The sequence below is a fragment of the Fusibacter paucivorans genome, assembly GCF_018390735.1.
Taxonomy (GTDB): domain Bacteria; phylum Bacillota; class Clostridia; order Peptostreptococcales; family Acidaminobacteraceae; genus Fusibacter; species Fusibacter paucivorans.
The window spans coordinates 1-15,842 of sequence record NZ_JAHBCL010000030.1; the positions used below are offsets into that span (position 1 = coordinate 1).

14 protein-coding genes are annotated in these 15,842 nt (G+C 43.1%); 10 read left to right on the forward strand and 4 right to left on the reverse strand.

Annotated elements, in window-relative coordinates; translation table 11 throughout:
• Positions 1 to 187: 187 nt before the first annotated feature.
• On the reverse strand, positions 188 to 2,215 hold the full coding sequence (locus tag KHM83_RS15185) for a putative bifunctional diguanylate cyclase/phosphodiesterase (protein ID WP_213237890.1): 2,028 nt from the start codon (positions 2,213 to 2,215) through the stop codon (positions 188 to 190).
• A gap of 129 nt (positions 2,216 to 2,344) precedes the next feature.
• Here KHM83_RS15185 and mutY point away from each other — a divergent pair, with 129 nt between their 5' ends.
• The 8 genes from mutY (at position 2,345) to msrA (ending at position 8,834) form a co-directional block, all read left to right on the forward strand.
• Positions 2,345 to 3,385: an A/G-specific adenine glycosylase gene (gene mutY, locus KHM83_RS15190; RefSeq protein ID WP_213237891.1), complete on the forward strand. Its 1,041-nt coding sequence runs from the start codon at positions 2,345 to 2,347 to the stop codon at positions 3,383 to 3,385.
• Positions 3,386 to 3,500: 115 nt separating this feature from the next.
• Positions 3,501 to 3,848, forward strand: a complete 348-nt coding sequence (locus tag KHM83_RS15195) for a glutaredoxin family protein (protein ID WP_213237892.1) — start codon at positions 3,501 to 3,503, stop codon at positions 3,846 to 3,848.
• 12 nt (positions 3,849 to 3,860) lie between these two features.
• Positions 3,861 to 4,745, forward strand: coding sequence for a YegS/Rv2252/BmrU family lipid kinase (locus KHM83_RS15200; RefSeq protein WP_213237893.1), 885 nt, complete (start codon positions 3,861 to 3,863; stop codon positions 4,743 to 4,745).
• 125 nt (positions 4,746 to 4,870) lie between these two features.
• The gene (locus tag KHM83_RS15205; protein ID WP_213237894.1) at positions 4,871 to 5,278 is read left to right on the forward strand and encodes a bacteriohemerythrin; all 408 of its coding nucleotides are present in this window, start codon (positions 4,871 to 4,873) and stop codon (positions 5,276 to 5,278) included.
• Between the two features lie 98 nt (positions 5,279 to 5,376).
• The gene (gnd, locus tag KHM83_RS15210) at positions 5,377 to 6,273 is read left to right on the forward strand and encodes a phosphogluconate dehydrogenase (NAD(+)-dependent, decarboxylating) (RefSeq protein WP_213237895.1); all 897 of its coding nucleotides are present in this window, start codon (positions 5,377 to 5,379) and stop codon (positions 6,271 to 6,273) included.
• Between the two features lie 34 nt (positions 6,274 to 6,307).
• Positions 6,308 to 7,669: a glucose-6-phosphate dehydrogenase gene (zwf, locus tag KHM83_RS15215; RefSeq protein ID WP_213237896.1), complete on the forward strand. Its 1,362-nt coding sequence runs from the start codon at positions 6,308 to 6,310 to the stop codon at positions 7,667 to 7,669.
• Positions 7,666 to 8,301, forward strand: coding sequence for a cyclase family protein (locus KHM83_RS15220; protein WP_213237897.1), 636 nt, complete (start codon positions 7,666 to 7,668; stop codon positions 8,299 to 8,301). The genes zwf and KHM83_RS15220 overlap by 4 nt, the downstream gene beginning before the upstream one ends.
• 41 nt (positions 8,302 to 8,342) lie before the next feature.
• A complete protein-coding gene (gene msrA / locus KHM83_RS15225; protein WP_213237898.1) occupies positions 8,343 to 8,834 on the forward strand; it encodes a peptide-methionine (S)-S-oxide reductase MsrA in 492 nt (163 codons plus the stop codon).
• Between the two features lie 161 nt (positions 8,835 to 8,995).
• On the opposite strand, the gene sdaAA is transcribed toward msrA, so the two are convergent.
• A complete protein-coding gene (gene sdaAA, locus KHM83_RS15230) occupies positions 8,996 to 9,877 on the reverse strand; it encodes an L-serine ammonia-lyase, iron-sulfur-dependent, subunit alpha (protein ID WP_213237899.1) in 882 nt (293 codons plus the stop codon).
• A 15-nt stretch (positions 9,878 to 9,892) separates the two neighbouring features.
• Positions 9,893 to 10,567: an L-serine ammonia-lyase, iron-sulfur-dependent subunit beta gene (gene sdaAB, locus KHM83_RS15235; protein ID WP_213237900.1), complete on the reverse strand. Its 675-nt coding sequence runs from the start codon at positions 10,565 to 10,567 to the stop codon at positions 9,893 to 9,895.
• A gap of 235 nt (positions 10,568 to 10,802) precedes the next feature.
• On the opposite strand from sdaAB, the gene KHM83_RS15240 reads away from it, so the two are divergent.
• Positions 10,803 to 13,049, forward strand: coding sequence for a hypothetical protein (locus KHM83_RS15240; protein WP_213237901.1), 2,247 nt, complete (start codon positions 10,803 to 10,805; stop codon positions 13,047 to 13,049).
• A 254-nt stretch (positions 13,050 to 13,303) separates the two neighbouring features.
• On the opposite strand, the gene KHM83_RS15245 is transcribed toward KHM83_RS15240, so the two are convergent.
• On the reverse strand, positions 13,304 to 14,860 hold the full coding sequence (locus KHM83_RS15245) for an ABC-F family ATP-binding cassette domain-containing protein (RefSeq protein ID WP_213237902.1): 1,557 nt from the start codon (positions 14,858 to 14,860) through the stop codon (positions 13,304 to 13,306).
• 112 nt (positions 14,861 to 14,972) lie between these two features.
• On the opposite strand from KHM83_RS15245, the gene KHM83_RS15250 reads away from it, so the two are divergent.
• Entirely contained in the window at positions 14,973 to 15,578 is a 606-nt protein-coding gene (locus tag KHM83_RS15250) for an NUDIX hydrolase (protein WP_213237903.1), read from the forward strand.
• The last annotated feature ends 264 nt before the right edge of the window (positions 15,579 to 15,842 follow it).

Consider the following 15,842-nt stretch of genomic DNA (forward strand, 5'->3'; position numbering starts at 1 on the left):
CTTGTAAAGCTCGCTGGTTAGCGCATGCAGACGAAAGAAGGTTGTCGGAAAGCCGTGTGCGGGAAAACCGCATGCACGGTTTGATGAGGGGCGGGTGAAATGTCACCCGCCTACTCTATCCAGCAATGGACTTTCTCCGGTATGCGAATACCGTACAATGTGATGGATTCGGGTGATAAAAACAGTTTTAATTTTCAGGTATATCAAATGGGATAATCGTACGATCTAGGTAATCCCTTTCAAAGGACACTGCATCGATGGGACGGCTGAACAGATAGCCTTGGCCCGCGTCGCAGTAGAGTTCTTTTAGAATGTTATAATGAGAAATTCGTTCAACGCCTTCTGCGACAACGGATAAGCCAATTTCATGGGCAAGGCTGATCACAGAACGGCTGATTGCCAAGTCGAGTGGATCTTTGTCAATTTGTGAAATAAATGTTTTATCAAGTTTGATGATATCGATTGGCAGCCGCTTTAAATAGCTAAGCGATGAATAGTTGATGCCAAAATCGTCAAGTGCGATACGATACCCCTTTTCGCGAAGTGTTTCGAGTGTGTGTAAGACAGCAGGATTCCCGTCTATTGCAACGTTTTCTGTGATTTCAAAGATAATCATAGTGGGATCAATTTGATAGCGGTCACCAATTGCGGTAACAGATTCGATAAAATCTGATGCATGTAGTTGAACGGCAGATAAATTAACGGAAACATCGATAATGGGGTAATGACGATGACGCCAAGCAGATAGATCTTTGAAGACTGCCTCAATAATCCAAAGTCCGAGCGGTTTGATAAAACCGGTTTTCTCAGAAATGCCGATAAAGCGATCCGGTGAGATGAGACCAAGATCTTTATCCTGCCATCGCACCAATGCTTCGGCTCCTTTTAAGGAGTTGTTGTCGATATTGAACTGAGGCTGATAGTAGATGGTAAATGCTTCATTTTCAAGCGCGCGTTTCATGTTGCTCTGGAGATAAACATATTCAAGAACGACATCGTGCAGCTGTTCGTGAAAAAGTGTGCATTGATTGCGACCGGCATTTTTTGAAGCGTACATGGCCGTATCGGCTTTTTTCAGCAAAGTGTCGAGATTGTTGCCGTGATCTGGTGCAATGGCTATTCCAATACTGCCGGTGATGAAGAATTCTCGGTCATTTGAATGCCAAGGCGTTCGAATCAGTTCGAGTATTTTTTCTGAAAGCGCATGCAGCTGATAACGGTTTTCAAATTGCGTTACAACAAAGCAGAATTCATCTCCACCAATTCTGGATATCATTTGCAAGTGTGGCTTAAGTGTTTTTAGCCGCTCGGCGATTTGAATGAGAAATGCATCACCGAGCTTATGACCAATGGCGTCATTGATCATTTTGAAATTGTCGATATCGAGATAGATTAATGCCAATTTTTGATGGTGCTGACTTAACCACGTGTTGGTAAAATCTTCGAGTTTTGCCTTATTCGGCAAATGTGTTACACTGTCATAATAGGCTAGTTCCAATATTTTATCCTGATCTGCTTTTGAGGCGGTAATATCCATCAGTGAACCGACCATTTTTAGCGGCGTGTCGCCATCCCAGACAGCTTTGCCAGAGCTCGCAAGCCAAAGATAATGATCGTCAACGTCCTTTAGGCGAAATTCAACTTGGAACTTTGATGTTTTGCGATCAAGATAGTCTTGAAGCGATTTTAAAAAGCCCGCTTGATCTGAAGGGTGAATGAGCTGCATGAAGAATGAGAATGGATGTGTTTCTTCTAATTTTTCTCGACCTGTCAAGGTGTAAAAGCGCGAAGAAAAAAAGACGGTGTCACTATTAATATCATAATCCCAGACACCTGATTTAACGCTTTCAAGTACGAGACGGTAGCGTTCCTCACTGGCACTCAACTTTTCTTCAGTTTCGACGAGTTCATTGATTTTGCGGTTCAGCATCATCTCGGCACGTTTTAATTCACTTAAGTTGTCCATGAGCTTGTCAGATAGGTCGATATAGTCTTTAACACTGTTTTGAATGAGCACATAGAGCAGTATGGCAGTGATGAAAATGAAAAACCAGCCTTTATAGATACTGATTTTAAAAAAGGCATCTGCATCACTGACCCAATAAGAGAGTATTTTATCGGAAGTCAAAATCCATAGGACGCCGATTGCAGCATAAGTAGCGGCAATTTTTAATGCACTGTACTTTGCACGCAGCTTAATCTTCGGTGTTTGCATGAGATCGCCTCCTTTCGACAACTGCTTATGTTATATATATACACCATCTGAGCTGTTTTAATCGCTGTGGTTGTATCAGAAGAGGCGATCGCAGCATTGGATGAGTGCAATGAAAAGAGGGATAATGAAATGTGGGTAGAAACACTATGCCAATGGTACAGGGAAAATCAACGGGACTTACCTTGGCGACATGATCGCGCGCCTTATCATATTTGGCTCTCGGAGATTATGCTTCAACAGACGCAGGTTGCAACGACAATCGATTACTATCAAAAGTTTATTGAAGCTTTTCCAACAATTCAGTCATTGGCAGAGGCAACGGAAGATGATGTGCTGAGGCTTTGGCAGGGGCTTGGCTATTATACGCGAGCGCGTAATTTAAAGCGGTGTGCTGATGTTGTATGGCAGCAGCACGGCGGTGTATTCCCAGATCAGTACCATGACTTGTTAAAGCTTCCCGGCATTGGTCCCTACACAGCTGGCGCCATTGCCAGTATTGCTTTTGATAGGCGGGTTCCAGCGGTGGATGGTAATGTACTGCGGGTTTATGCACGACTTTATGCATTATCGGACGATATTGCAGATCCAAAGACAGCAAAACGTTTTCGAGAAAAATTGACGCCATTGGTTCCAGAAGAATCAGGTGTGTTTAATCAAGCGCTTATGGAGCTTGGTGCAATGGTGTGTACCCCGCAAAATCCGAAGTGTAATCAATGTCCAGTAAGTGGGTGTTGCAAGGCGTACACCGATGGTATGGAAACGGCTTTTCCCGTCAAGACAAAGAAAATCAAACAAAAGCATTTAACCATTGGCATGGGCATTATTTGGCATGAGGATAAGCTCTTGTGTTTTAAACAAGTGGAAGGTCGACTGCTGCATGGACTATGGTCACTGCCGTTTGTGCCCGATTTGGTGGAAGAAAATGCGCTGCGAACACAGCTTGCCGAAGATTTTCAACTCGTTTTGTCAGAGGGAAGATCGACAGGACGTGTACGACATGTTTTTACACATCTCATATGGGATGTGCACATTTTTTGCTTTGAAGCAAAGGATGCCAACTTAATTGATTTTCCAGAAGTGCGATGGTGCAGCACTGATGAATTAGAGGCTTTGGCACTGTCGACAGTTATTAAAAAAGTACTTGCAAAAGGTATAAATTTGTTGCTATAGTCCCATTTTTCGTTGTTGTTGGGAGGTATGATGATTATTGAACGCCATTTTGGGTATCAATCAATTGCCGGAAGAGCAATGTCATTTCATCCCGGTGAAAGCGAGGTGTATGTGGATGAAAGAAATTATTATGTATACGAGCGAGACTTGCCCACACTGCAAGACGGCAAAAGACTATTTGAAAAACAGTGGTTTTAAATACACTGAGAAAAATGTTTCAAGAGATCCGATGGCAAGACAGGAGCTTATGAATTTAAAAATCATGGGTGTACCAGCTTTTATTGTCGGCAGCGAAAGTATCGTTGGATTGGATTTAAAGCGTATTGAACACATTTTGGATTATACGGTCGAAACTTGTCCGACTTGTCAGCACCGATCACGCGTACCGAAAGGGAAAGGAAAATTGCGTGTTACTTGCAGTAAATGTCAAACGCAATATCTCGTCAATACAGTTAAAATGTAGAAGAGGCTGTACATGACTATTTTATTTTACAATCCAAATTCAGGGAACGGCACTTTTTCAGCGCGTTTAGACGAGGTCATAGCTGCCTTTCAGCGTAATGGCAAAGTGCTGATTCCCCATAGACTAGGAGATGACGGCGTAACACATGCGTTTATGCAGTCAGTATCATGGCAATTGGTGGCGAAAGTAATCATCGCTGGCGGGGATGGCACCATCCACAAGATGATTAATATGCTGATGACAGCAGGCGTCGAAAAACCAATTGCCATTTTTCCCGTTGGAACGGCGAATGATTTTTCACAGATGTTTCAAATCCCATTTCACTTCGAAGAAATGATTGAGATTGCGCTTGGCGATCATTATACGCCGTGTGATGTTGGCTGCGTCAACGGCCGTTACTTCGTCAATGTTGCGAGTTTTGGCAACCTTGTAGAAGTGGGACAAAAAGTTAATCCACAAGTGAAAAATACGTTGGGAGTGCTCGCCTATTACATTAAGGGCATTGAAGAATTGCCGAAACTCAAACCGGTTCCAATCAAATTCGTTACAGAACACCATACCTTTGAAGGTGAGATTTTTTTTGCGCTGATTATGAATGGCAAATCGGCAGGCGGCTTTAGAAAACTGGCACCTTATTCAGATGTTCAGGATGGCCGTTTTGATATTCTAATTTTTAAACAGTGTCCACTGATTGAAATTATGCCACTTCTCGTTAAGGTGTGGAATGGCGAGCATCCAAAGAGTCCCTATATTGAATATTTTCAGGCAAGTCATATAGAAGTCAGTGCAGAAAACTTGATTAGCTCAGATTTGGATGGTGAACCGGGACCGCATTTTCCACTCCACATTGATATTTTTAATCGAAAATTATCAATTAATGTAAGAGAAAATTGGTGATTGTAAGCGTTGCAATATTATAACCTTTACAAAATGTTTACGAAATGCTAGTGTGTTTTTTTCCAAAAAGGTGTATGATAATTATTATGTATTATCGTAAAAGCAGATTATTATGGGAGGGAAACATGTTAGCATGGAAACCGGAGTTTGAATTTGGCATTCCTGAAATTGACCGTCAGCATAAGCAGCTCGTAGAGATTGGCGGAGCACTTTCAGAAATGATTACTGACCAGACGCAGACTGATTATTATGATGAAATAATGGCGATGTTAAAACAGCTTGAGAATTATACTGTAACGCATTTTGCCTATGAAGAAGCGGCCTTTGATGCAAAGGGCTTCATTGGTTCCAGCGCACATAAATTTGAACATAAGCTATTCGTCAAGAAGCTTGAAAAGTATTTTTCAAATCTCGAGAAAATTGATTCAGATCAAAAGGGCGTTCTCGTGGAACTATTGACATTTGTATCCGATTGGCTCGTCATGCATATTATTAAGACAGATCGGGAATATGTCGAGTTGCTAAAAGCATAACTGAATGTAACCGATACTTAACGAAAACGCCTGATGCAAGGGCGTTTTTATTCATTATAAATGGGTAAATGTGAAAAAAACTAAAGTGAGGTAGCTTTATGAAAATAGGACTAATTGGACTTGGTAAAATGGGTTATGCACTGGCGCAAAATATGAAAGATCACAACATAGACGTGGTGGTTACCAATCGTTCTTTGTCCAAGGTGGACGAGATTAAACAATATGGTGTAAACGGTGTGAATTCTGTTCCAGCACTTATCAATGCTCTGGATGATAAAAAGGTCGTTTGGCTGATGGTGCCTGCGGGCGACCCCGTCGATCAGATGATTGATACATTAGTGCCACTGCTCAAAGCAGGTGATATCATTATTGACGGCGGCAATTCCAACTACAAGGATACCGTTAGGCGCAGTGAAAACCTGAAGGCAATGGGCATTGACTTTGTCGATGTCGGAACCTCTGGCGGTGTCAAAGGTGCTCGATTTGGTGCGTGCCTCATGGCAGGCGGCAGTTCAGCAGCCGTCAAGTATATTAAACCTATTTTAAAGGCGATTGCCGTAGAAGACGGTTATGGCTATTTTGGTCCTTCCGGCAGTGGTCACTATGTGAAAATGATACACAATGGTATTGAATATGGTATGATGCAGGCAATTGGCGAGGGGTTCGATATTTTAAAGGCAAGTGAATACGACCTTGATTTTGAATTGGTTTCAAAAGTGTGGAGCAACGGTTCAATTATAGAAGGCCTGCTCATGCGAATGATGCATCAGGCATTTTCAGAAAGCCAGTCTTTAGAGGGAATTTTGGGTAAAGTAGATGCCTCTGGCGAAGCCGACTGGACATTGGCTGAAGCGTTGCGGCTTAAAGTTTCAGCACCAGTTATCACCCAATCGCTCTTTGCGCGTTACAAATCAAAAGATGAAGCGCATTTTAGTGAAAAAGCCCTGGCGGCAATGCGCAATCAGTTTGGCGGTCATAAAATCTATAAAGCCTAAATGAGTGCAATAGAAATCCTTTTGGAGGCAAAACATGATATTTACCATTTTTGGGGCAACAGGTGATTTGACGACAAAGAAACTGATTCCAGCGCTCTACAATCTCTATATAGAATCTCAGCTGCCTGAGGAGTTTACGGTGTTAGGCATTGGACGTCGTGATTATGACGATGCTGGCTTTATTGCAGAAATTGAAGCGGGCATGCAAGGTGATTATGCAGAATGGGACGTTTTTAAAGTGCATATTCAATACTATCGCATGGATTTTTCCAACATCGATGCTTTTTCAGCCTTCTCAGCCATGCTTAAAACGCATTATGCGGGTCAACTTCGTGATAAAATCTTTTATTTGGCGACGGCACCAAGGTTTTTTCCGATTATCGCGGAAGGGCTGATTCAAAATCATATCGTCGTCAGAGGGGATTTGCGGAGTAAAATCGTCTTTGAAAAGCCATTTGGTGAAGATCTTGCCAGTGCGAAATCATACAATCGAATGCTGTTGCAGTCTATTGATGAAAGTCAAGTTTACCGCATTGATCATTACCTTGGCAAAGAAATGCTGCAAAATATTCTGATCGTGCGATTTGCGAATAAAATTTTCGAAAATATTTGGAATTTTAAACACATTGATCATATTAAGATCATCGCTTATGAATCTGAGACGGTCAAACAGCGCGGCGGCTATTATGATCAGTCTGGTGCGCTGAAAGATATGGTTCAGAATCATCTATTTCAGACATTGGCGCTAGTGGCGATGGATTCGCCGACGGGTCTAAACGATCGATTGATTAAAGATGAAAAAGTAAAAGTACTCCAGCGAATTGTCATGTCTGATGACATCATGTTTGGCCAGTATGCGGGGTATTTAGATGAAAAGGGTATCCCAAGCGGGTCTAAGACGGAGACTTTTGCTGCACTGAAACTCTATATTAACACCAGTCGTTGGCAGCACACACCTTTTTATTTGATTACAGGCAAAAAAATGGATGAAAAATTGTTTCGAATTGTCATTACCTTCAAAGATTCGTCTTTCTTTTTTGAAAAGGGACAGCCTGAAAAAAATCAATTGGTGATTGAAGTTTATCCTAGAGAGGGCATTGAAATATTGTTTAATGGCAAAGCGCCCGGACTTCAAGCTTATGCAATGCCAATGAAGCTGGATTATTGTCACCTTTGCAATACAATTGGCAATACGCCGGAAGCCTATGAAAAGCTTATACTCGATGTTATTCACGATGATGCATCGCTGTTTACCAGATGGGACGAAATTGAAGCTTCATGGGAAATCATTGATGCACTCGAAATGATAAAACATTTTGAACCACTGGTGATTTACGAAAATCAAACGGCGATTCTCGCAAAACTTGAAACACTTTGGAAAGAGGTGAAAATATGAAACAATGGCTGGACATATCCATGGCGATCTATCCGGATATGATCGTCTATAAGAATAAAACAGAAAAGAAGCCAAAGTTTATTAGCAGAGCGACCCATGTTATCAACGGTTATCAAGAGGGAAGTATTGAGATAGATCTTCATCTTGGAACACATGTGGACATGCCCAAGCATATACTGGCAGATGGTCATGATTCGTCTGTTTTTAATGTCGCTGCGGTTAACGGTGCCTGCGTCGTATTTGATTTTAGCCGCTTAGATCATTCGAACATTACTGCGGATGATTTGGCGCCGTATCAGGTGATGCCGGGTGATATTGTTATTCTAAAAACACATAACAGCTTTGCAAAAGCTTTTGATGTAAACTTTGATTATCTGGATCCATCAGGCGCGCAGTGGCTTGCAGAAGCAGGCGTAAAGGCCGTTGGGATTGACGCGTTGGGCATTGAACGCAGTCATCCAGATCACCCGACGCATCGCATCTTGCTTGGCAAAGAGATTTATATTATCGAAGGTCTGGCACTTGCAGATATCGAAGCAGGGCGTTATACATTGATGTGTATGCCGTTGAAAATCGAAGGTGTTGAAGGTCTGCCGGCACGCGCTTTTCTAAAGCCTGACCGCGACCAATGACAAACAGCCCCAAAAGCGGGCGCATGAGAAAGAGGTATGCCATGAAGCAAATCGTTTTAGCCGGGGGATGTTTCTGGGGGATGGAAGCTTATTTTCAGCAGCTTTCCGGTGTTGTTCAGACAGAAGTCGGCTATGCCAACGGCACGGCTGACAATCCAACATATGAAGAAGTGTGTCGACATACGACAGGACATGCGGAAGTATTGAAGCTCAAGTATGATCCGGAAGCGACAACACTTGAAACGCTGTTGAAGCATTTTTGGAAAGTGATTGATCCAACACTCGTTAACAGACAGGGGGGAGATGTTGGTTCGCAGTATCGCACGGGCATATACTATATGGACGCTGATGATGTGCCGGTTATTCAGCAGTCGATGGCAGCAGAGCAGAAGCATTATGACAAACCAATTGTGACTGAAGTCGTACCGCTTGGCAAATACTTTCCAGCAGAAACGTATCATCAGCACTATCTCGATAAGAATCCCGGCGGTTACTGTCATATTGATATCAGCGATTTATCGTTGATAGAATGACTTCAAACAGAAAAACGCGTAAAGGATGCCCATAGAGGCATCCTTTTTTAATGGCAGGTTATCCAAATGACAGCAAAAGATATTGGGTGTTGTCGATGTAATCCCAATAAAGGCAAGCATTGTCATGCGTTTTGATCCCGGTCTTAATTGTGATATTCATTTTATAAAGTTGATGATGTTTTAAATAGATCCGTCGTAATCTGTACGGCTGTTGGTGTCGCGGCTAATCCGCCGAGTGCCGTTTCGCGTAATGCAACAGGCATTACTTGACCAACCCGGCGCATGGCTTCGACAACTTCGTCGAAAGGAACAATACTCTCGATACCGGCAAGGGACATTTCGGCACATAGCAGTGCATTGGTTGCCCCCATTGCATTGCGCTTGGCACAGGGGCTCTCGACGAGTCCTGCAATGGGGTCGCAGACGAGCCCAAGCAAGTTCTTGAAGGCCATGGCGCCCGCGTGAAACACTTGCTCAGCGGTGCCGCCCGCTAGATAGACGGCTGCACCAGCCGCCATAGCAGACGCTGTGCCGACTTCAGCCTGACAGCCGCCTTCTGCACCGGAAATGGTTGCATTTCGGGCGACGATGGAACCGATGATATTCGCGACGAGCAAACCGTTGATTAAATCGGTTTCTGAAAGTGTAAGCTGCTCGCTCAACGTTTTGAGAACGGCTGGCATCACGCCGCAGGATCCTGCTGTAGGCGAAGCGACGATTCGCCCCATGCCGGCATTGACTTTCATGGTGCTGAGCGCATACTGCGCTGCCTTTGAAATTGTCTCGCCGCATAGAGGCATTTCTCGCTTTGCCAGTTTAATGCCGTCATCGCCAATGATTTTGCCTCTATATTCAGGATGTGCGGCGTCAAGACCGAGCTCGATGGCTTCAAACATTGTCGCCAATACATCGCCAAGGTAGATGCGGATATCTTCAGGTGATTTTCCCGTCAGTTGACATTCTGCATTAAGCGAGAGCTGGTGAAGCGGCAAATTGGTTTCCTGACATTGTTGTAGAATCTCTTTAGCACTGTGATAGATCATGTCGCAGTCTCCTCTTTATTCGTAAATTCTTTCAATCAGTGTAACATAACTGACGCCGTCAATAACGCTGAGCTGTTCAATGGCACTTTTGGGGATATCTTCATCCATTTCAATAATTCCAATCGCTTTAAGGCCGCGTGATTCGCGGTATAATTTCATATTGGCGATGTTGATGGCGTGCTTCGAAATAACAGCGGTGATCTGTGCGAGCATGCCCGGAGTATCTTGATGATGGGTGATCAGCGTGTTGTATGCACCAGTGAACTGAATGTCAATGCCATTGATTTGTATAAGCTGCATTTTACCGCCGCCAATCGATTCGCCGATTGCTTCCCATGGCTTCCCATCTTCGGTAATGACATTTATTTTGACAGTATTCGGGTGGCGCGTTTCATCACTAGACGGCTTAAAGGAGAATGACAAACCGGAATCGCGTGCGATTTCCTTTGCATTGACAATTCGTTTGTCATCGGGTTTAAACCCCAATATTCCGCCGAGCAGTGCCAAATCAGTGCCGTGACCGACATAAGTCTTGGCGAACGAGCCATAGAGCGTAAAGTCGACGGATTTTAACGGTGCTTTAATAATGTGATGGAGTGTGTAGCCAATACGGCAGGCGCCGGCAGTATGAGAGCTGGAAGGGCCAATCATAATGGGGCCGATGATATCAAAGAGTGTATACGATTTCAAATTGCCTCCTCAATGTACTTAGAATGTTGGAAGCGCTGTGACAATGCGATGAAAACTTGTCGCGCTTTAAAAAGTGCTTTTAAATCCATTTTATCAAAAAAGAAGCAAAACCACAGCAAACATGATAAAAATTATCAAATGTTACAAAGAGTCTTACAATTTAGATAGATTCTCAGCCTTTAGTCCTATCTTGCGGTATAATTATTGAAAATATTTTAAATAGCTGGAGGACCACATGTTTAGAAAAGGCATAATGATGACACTAATCGTAGCACTCATCTTTGGCCAGTCTGTTCCAACTTATGCATGGAGCATTGGCGGTGCATTCAAAAAAGCTAAGAACTGGACGGAGAATGCCGTCGATGATGCATCGGACTGGACGGAGAATGCCGTTGATGATGCGTCAAATTGGACGGAAAATGCTGTCGATGATGCGTCAAACTGGACGGAAAACGCTGTTGATGATGCATCAAACTGGACGGAAAATGCTGTCGATGATGCGACAAATTGGACGGAAAATGCGTATGACGATGCGACAAACTGGACAGAGAATGCGTATGATGACGCGACGAACTGGACGGAAAACGCTGTCGATGATGCATCAAACTGGACGGAAAATGCCGTCGATGATGCAACAGATTGGACGGGCAATGCGTTAGATGATTCTTCGGATTGGCTGGACAATGCCTATGGCGATTCAAAAGTCTGGTTAAAGCGCGCTTATAAAGATGTCGACAATTTTGTCGATGATTTATTGAGAAGCAATGAAAACCTGTCAGAACTGGATCTTCTGCCGGTATTAAAAATGGATATGACAACCGTAACCAATGTCAATAATACCGTTTCAGGACATTATACCTATGGCTTAAACGTTAGAGAAAAGAAATTGCCGGCAGATGCAGAAGCGGCGTTAAAAGCAACACTCAAAGATATCGGTTTGACCAACTACTGGGCGAATTATTGTATTTCAGAATTGTCGGAAGCTTCAGGACAAGTATCACCGGGGGGCTATATCGCTGATATGCTACCGTATTCAATGTTCTATGGTGATCGCGTTGCCGATGCCATTGACGATGTGGCCTTATCTTATGGTTTGATTGATATTGATCCATTTGCAGATGGGATTGTGCCGGACAGTGATGTTGACGGACTCTCGTTTACCTATCAGTTGAACTCGGAAACGATGCAGCCAGACGGTCATTATTTGGTAATGGTGACCGGACTGAAATATGGTTTAAGAGATAACTTTACGGTTACGTTGAAGAGTGGCGAACAAATTATACCTACGACGAAAAAAGCACTTAACAAAGAGGAAGTGGCCTTTGTTGCCGTGGTCAATAATCCAAAGAACCTAGAAGTTATGTACAATAACGATTTTGAACGTCCAGGTGATATTGCCTTTGAAGTTGCTGACGGTATTCAGGATGGTATCAACGACCTCGTACCGTTAGGCGATCCGATCAGCAATGGGGCGCGTGATGATATCAAAGATGTTATCAATAATGCTGCCATTATTTTAGAGAGTAAACATACTGATAAAAACGGCAAAGAGAAAAAGGATACAAAAGAAGTTTCGCTGAATGACGTCTTAGGTGATGGCGATATGGGTGTTATCCTGACAGAAGCTATTTATGCTATTCCTGTGGTTGGCTCTGTTATTAAGCCGATTATGAAAGTATCAGGCGGCGATGATGCGCTCGCATCGCTCATTCGAAAAGTTATTAATCAGACAGAAGTAAAATCATATGCAGCTTATCGGAATGGGGCTGTCTATATTAAAGCCTATACATCAGAAGCGGCAATGCGAGCAGAACTCACGGGCGCCGTTGAAGAAGCTAGTGTCAATACAGAGACTCTGGCTGAGAAATCAGGCGTCGAAAAACCATCTTACGATGATGTAGAATCAGCAGATGAAGGCACGGGGGAGAAGGTAATGTCACTTTCCAGTGAATTCGCGACAATGCCGTCTGCCAAAAAGATCAGTGGTGCCTTCTCGTTAAACCGTGCTTATACGGATTCAATCTATGCAGTTTCCGATGATAATAAAGCATCACTGATGTTGTTTAATGATGTATTGTTTTCAAATGGTACCATTGAATCTAAAATTACTTTATACGATTCTAAGGCAAATGCTGTAAACCAAGCGGGGGTTGTCTTTAGAGCGGTTGATTCGGGTATGGGTGATGGTTCTTATTACGGCTATGCTGTGATGCTCACTCCTGATCGATCTGGGACTAAAGGCAGTGTTTCGCTGATTAGTGCCGCACCAAATATGAATGATGTTATCGCGCAAAAGACGATGAGTATATCCCCTAGAACCGTATATGACATTAAGGTTGTTGCAGATGGCAATAAAATAACCATCTATGTCGACGACCAGAAAGCGCTTTCGGCAAGAGATGGCGCTTATGGCATCGGAGCAGTTGGTTTTAGCAACATCAATGTGCCGGCGATTTATCAAAACATAGAGATCGCTGAATAGCCGTGGTATATAGTGCTTTGCCAAGGTGATGAAAATAGCGTTGCTACAAGCATAGATAAAGAGTAATAAAAGATATAAAAGAGAGAAAGAGACTTATAAGAAGAAGCAGCAAAGTCAATAAAAGGGTAATGGGTAAAGCGAAGCGCAGCTAAAAATAAGGCTGTCAATTAGCGCTTTCCAATTTAGCAAACAACCAATGATGGTATTGGGCTAAATCGGGATGATGCGCTATTTGACAGCCTTTTGTTATAATGCTAAACGATTTTCGTCGTCCATTGTTCTAAATTCCAGATATCTGTCACAATATCCTGATAGAACTCTGGTTCATGGCTAATGAGCAGCACAGAACCAGGATAAGCTTTTAGTGCTCTTTTTAACTCAGCTTTTGCATCGACATCTAAGTGATTGGTCGGTTCATCGAGTACGAGGAAGTTGGTTTCTTGATTGATTAACTTGCAGAGTCTGACCTTGGCTTGTTCACCACCGCTGAGGACGACAACTTTGCTTTCGATATGCTGTGTTGTCAAGCCGCATTTTGCAAGGGCAGCACGGACTTCATACTGTGTCATGGCGGGGAAAGATTCCCAAACTTCTTCAATACATGTCTTGTAGTTTGCTTCTTTAATCTCTTGTTCAAAGTAGCCGATGAATTGATGTTCGCCGAGTGCGACATCGCCTGAGAGCGCTTGGATTTCACCGAGGATGCTACGCAGCAGTGTTGTCTTGCCAAGCCCGTTTGCCCCTGTGATTGCAATTTTTTGACCGCGTTCCATCAGGAGGTTGAGCGGACGGCAAAGCGGCGAATCGTAACCGATGACGAGATCCGTTACTTTAAAGATGAGCTTACCGGAAGTTCGGGCGGTTTTAAAATTGAATTCCGGCTTTGGCTTTTCACGCGCGAGCTCTATACGATCCATTTTATCCAGTTTCTTTTGTCTTGACATAGCCATGTTTCGCGTTGCGACACGTGCCTTATTTCGAGCGACAAAATTTTCTAATTCTGATATTTCCTGTTGTTGCTGTCGATAAGCTGCTTCAAGCTGCTTTTTCTTTGCTTCGTGAATGCGAAGAAAATTATCGTAGTCGCCGACATAGCGATTGAGTTCCTGATTTTCCATGTGGTAAATAAGATTGACGACACTGTTTAAGAATGGAATGTCATGTGAGATGAGGATAAAGGCATTTTCGTATCCCTGAAGATAGCGTCTGAGCCATTCAATATGTTCTTCATCTAAATAGTTTGTTGGTTCATCAAGTAAGAGAATATCCGGCTTTTCAAGCAGTAGTTTTGCCAAGAGTATCTTCGTGCGTTGGCCGCCGCTTAAGCTCTCGACAGTCTTGTCCAGTCCGATTTCCAAGAGCCCCAGCCCTTTGGCGACATCGTTGACTTTTGCATCAATAATATAAAAATCGTTGTGATCGAGAATATCCTGAATCGTGCCGACTTCTTCGAGCAGCAATTCGAGTTCCTCAGATTCAACATCGCCCATTTTCATATAATAGTCGTTCATTTCAGCTTCCATATCGAAGAGGTATTGAAAAGCACTTTCAAGGACATCTTTAATAGTCATGCCGGGTTCAAGTGCCGTATGCTGATCGAGATAACCTGAGCGTACGCGTTTTGACCACTCGACAATTCCGTCATCCGGTTCGAGCTTATGGGTGATAATGTTCATAAAGGTTGATTTGCCTTCGCCATTGGCGCCGATGAGGCCAATGTGCTCGCCCTTCAAAAGTCTAAAAGAGACATTGTTAAAAATAGCGCGTGCGCCAAACCCGTGACTTAGGTTTTTCACATTGAGTATGCTCATGCAGAAATCCTTCCTAAAAACGTTCATATAATAGCCTTAGATATTATATAATAAAACTAGAAAAAAAGACAATGAAAAAGCGTGAGACATTTTAGAGAGAGAGGAATATAGCATGTCAAAACTTAAAGTCACCGATGTCCGAAGCATCGAAAAACTCAATTATTTAAAGGCCTATGAAATCAGCTATAAAACGAAGTCAGGTAAAGATGCAAAGTGGGAATTGGTTTCAAGAGCCGGATTGGATCGGCTTCAAAGCGAGATTTTTCAAAAATCACGCTTTTCGGACGGCGTCATGGTGTTCGCCGTTGATGAAACGCACACGAAAGTGGCAATGATCAAGGAATTTCGCGTATCGGCAGGCGGTTATGTTTACATGTTCCCTGCAGGATTGATTAATCAGGGAGAGGAATTAGCGGCAACAGCCAAACGAGAGTTTTTCGAAGAGACGGGGCTATCACTTGAACTCGTTCACTTGTCACCGGCACGCTATGTTTCCGTGGGGATTGTTAACGAATGCGTCAATGTCGCATTTGGCTATTACAGCGGTATCCCCTCAAAGCAGCATCAAGAAGATAAGGAAGAGGCTGAAATCGTCTTTATCGATAAAGCCATGGCACAAAAAATATTGGCTGAAGAAGATGTCACCATTAGATCAGCCCAACTGCTGGAACAGTTCTTTGACCTCAACCCATTTATGGCTAAGGTAAAACAACCTTAATGAATGCTGAGAACAGGTCATATGACTGTTCAGAATTCAACGAACATTAGATAACGTCAATGACTAGTGGACTGGTTTGGCGATATCGGGTACAGTTAAACGAAAATAAGGCTTTAGGGCTTATGAAAACTTGAATTCTCTAATCGTGAGCATGATAAATAACCGCACGAAAATGAAAAATCTTTCCTTAACGTTAGGTAAAACTTCACTTAACGTTATTTTTTTGTTATAATTGTGAGAATACTAAAAAAATAGGTAGGGAAA

Excerpts from the sequence above, each read along its gene's own strand:
- KHM83_RS15185 (WP_213237890.1), bottom strand. The coding sequence starts at position 2,215 with ATGCAAACACCGAAGATTAAGCTGCGTGCAAAGTACAGTGCATTAAAA.
- mutY (WP_213237891.1), top strand. The coding sequence starts at position 2,345 with ATGTGGGTAGAAACACTATGCCAATGGTACAGGGAAAATCAACGGGAC.
- KHM83_RS15195 (WP_213237892.1), top strand. The coding sequence starts at position 3,501 with ATGAAAGAAATTATTATGTATACGAGCGAGACTTGCCCACACTGCAAG.
- KHM83_RS15200 (WP_213237893.1), top strand. The coding sequence starts at position 3,861 with ATGACTATTTTATTTTACAATCCAAATTCAGGGAACGGCACTTTTTCA.
- KHM83_RS15205 (WP_213237894.1), top strand. The coding sequence starts at position 4,871 with ATGTTAGCATGGAAACCGGAGTTTGAATTTGGCATTCCTGAAATTGAC.
- gnd (WP_213237895.1), top strand. The coding sequence starts at position 5,377 with ATGAAAATAGGACTAATTGGACTTGGTAAAATGGGTTATGCACTGGCG.
- zwf (WP_213237896.1), top strand. The coding sequence starts at position 6,308 with ATGATATTTACCATTTTTGGGGCAACAGGTGATTTGACGACAAAGAAA.
- KHM83_RS15220 (WP_213237897.1), top strand. The coding sequence starts at position 7,666 with ATGAAACAATGGCTGGACATATCCATGGCGATCTATCCGGATATGATC.
- msrA (WP_213237898.1), top strand. The coding sequence starts at position 8,343 with ATGAAGCAAATCGTTTTAGCCGGGGGATGTTTCTGGGGGATGGAAGCT.
- sdaAA (WP_213237899.1), bottom strand. The coding sequence starts at position 9,877 with ATGATCTATCACAGTGCTAAAGAGATTCTACAACAATGTCAGGAAACC.
- KHM83_RS15240 (WP_213237901.1), top strand. The coding sequence starts at position 10,803 with ATGTTTAGAAAAGGCATAATGATGACACTAATCGTAGCACTCATCTTT.
- KHM83_RS15245 (WP_213237902.1), bottom strand. The coding sequence starts at position 14,860 with ATGAGCATACTCAATGTGAAAAACCTAAGTCACGGGTTTGGCGCACGC.
- KHM83_RS15250 (WP_213237903.1), top strand. The coding sequence starts at position 14,973 with ATGTCAAAACTTAAAGTCACCGATGTCCGAAGCATCGAAAAACTCAAT.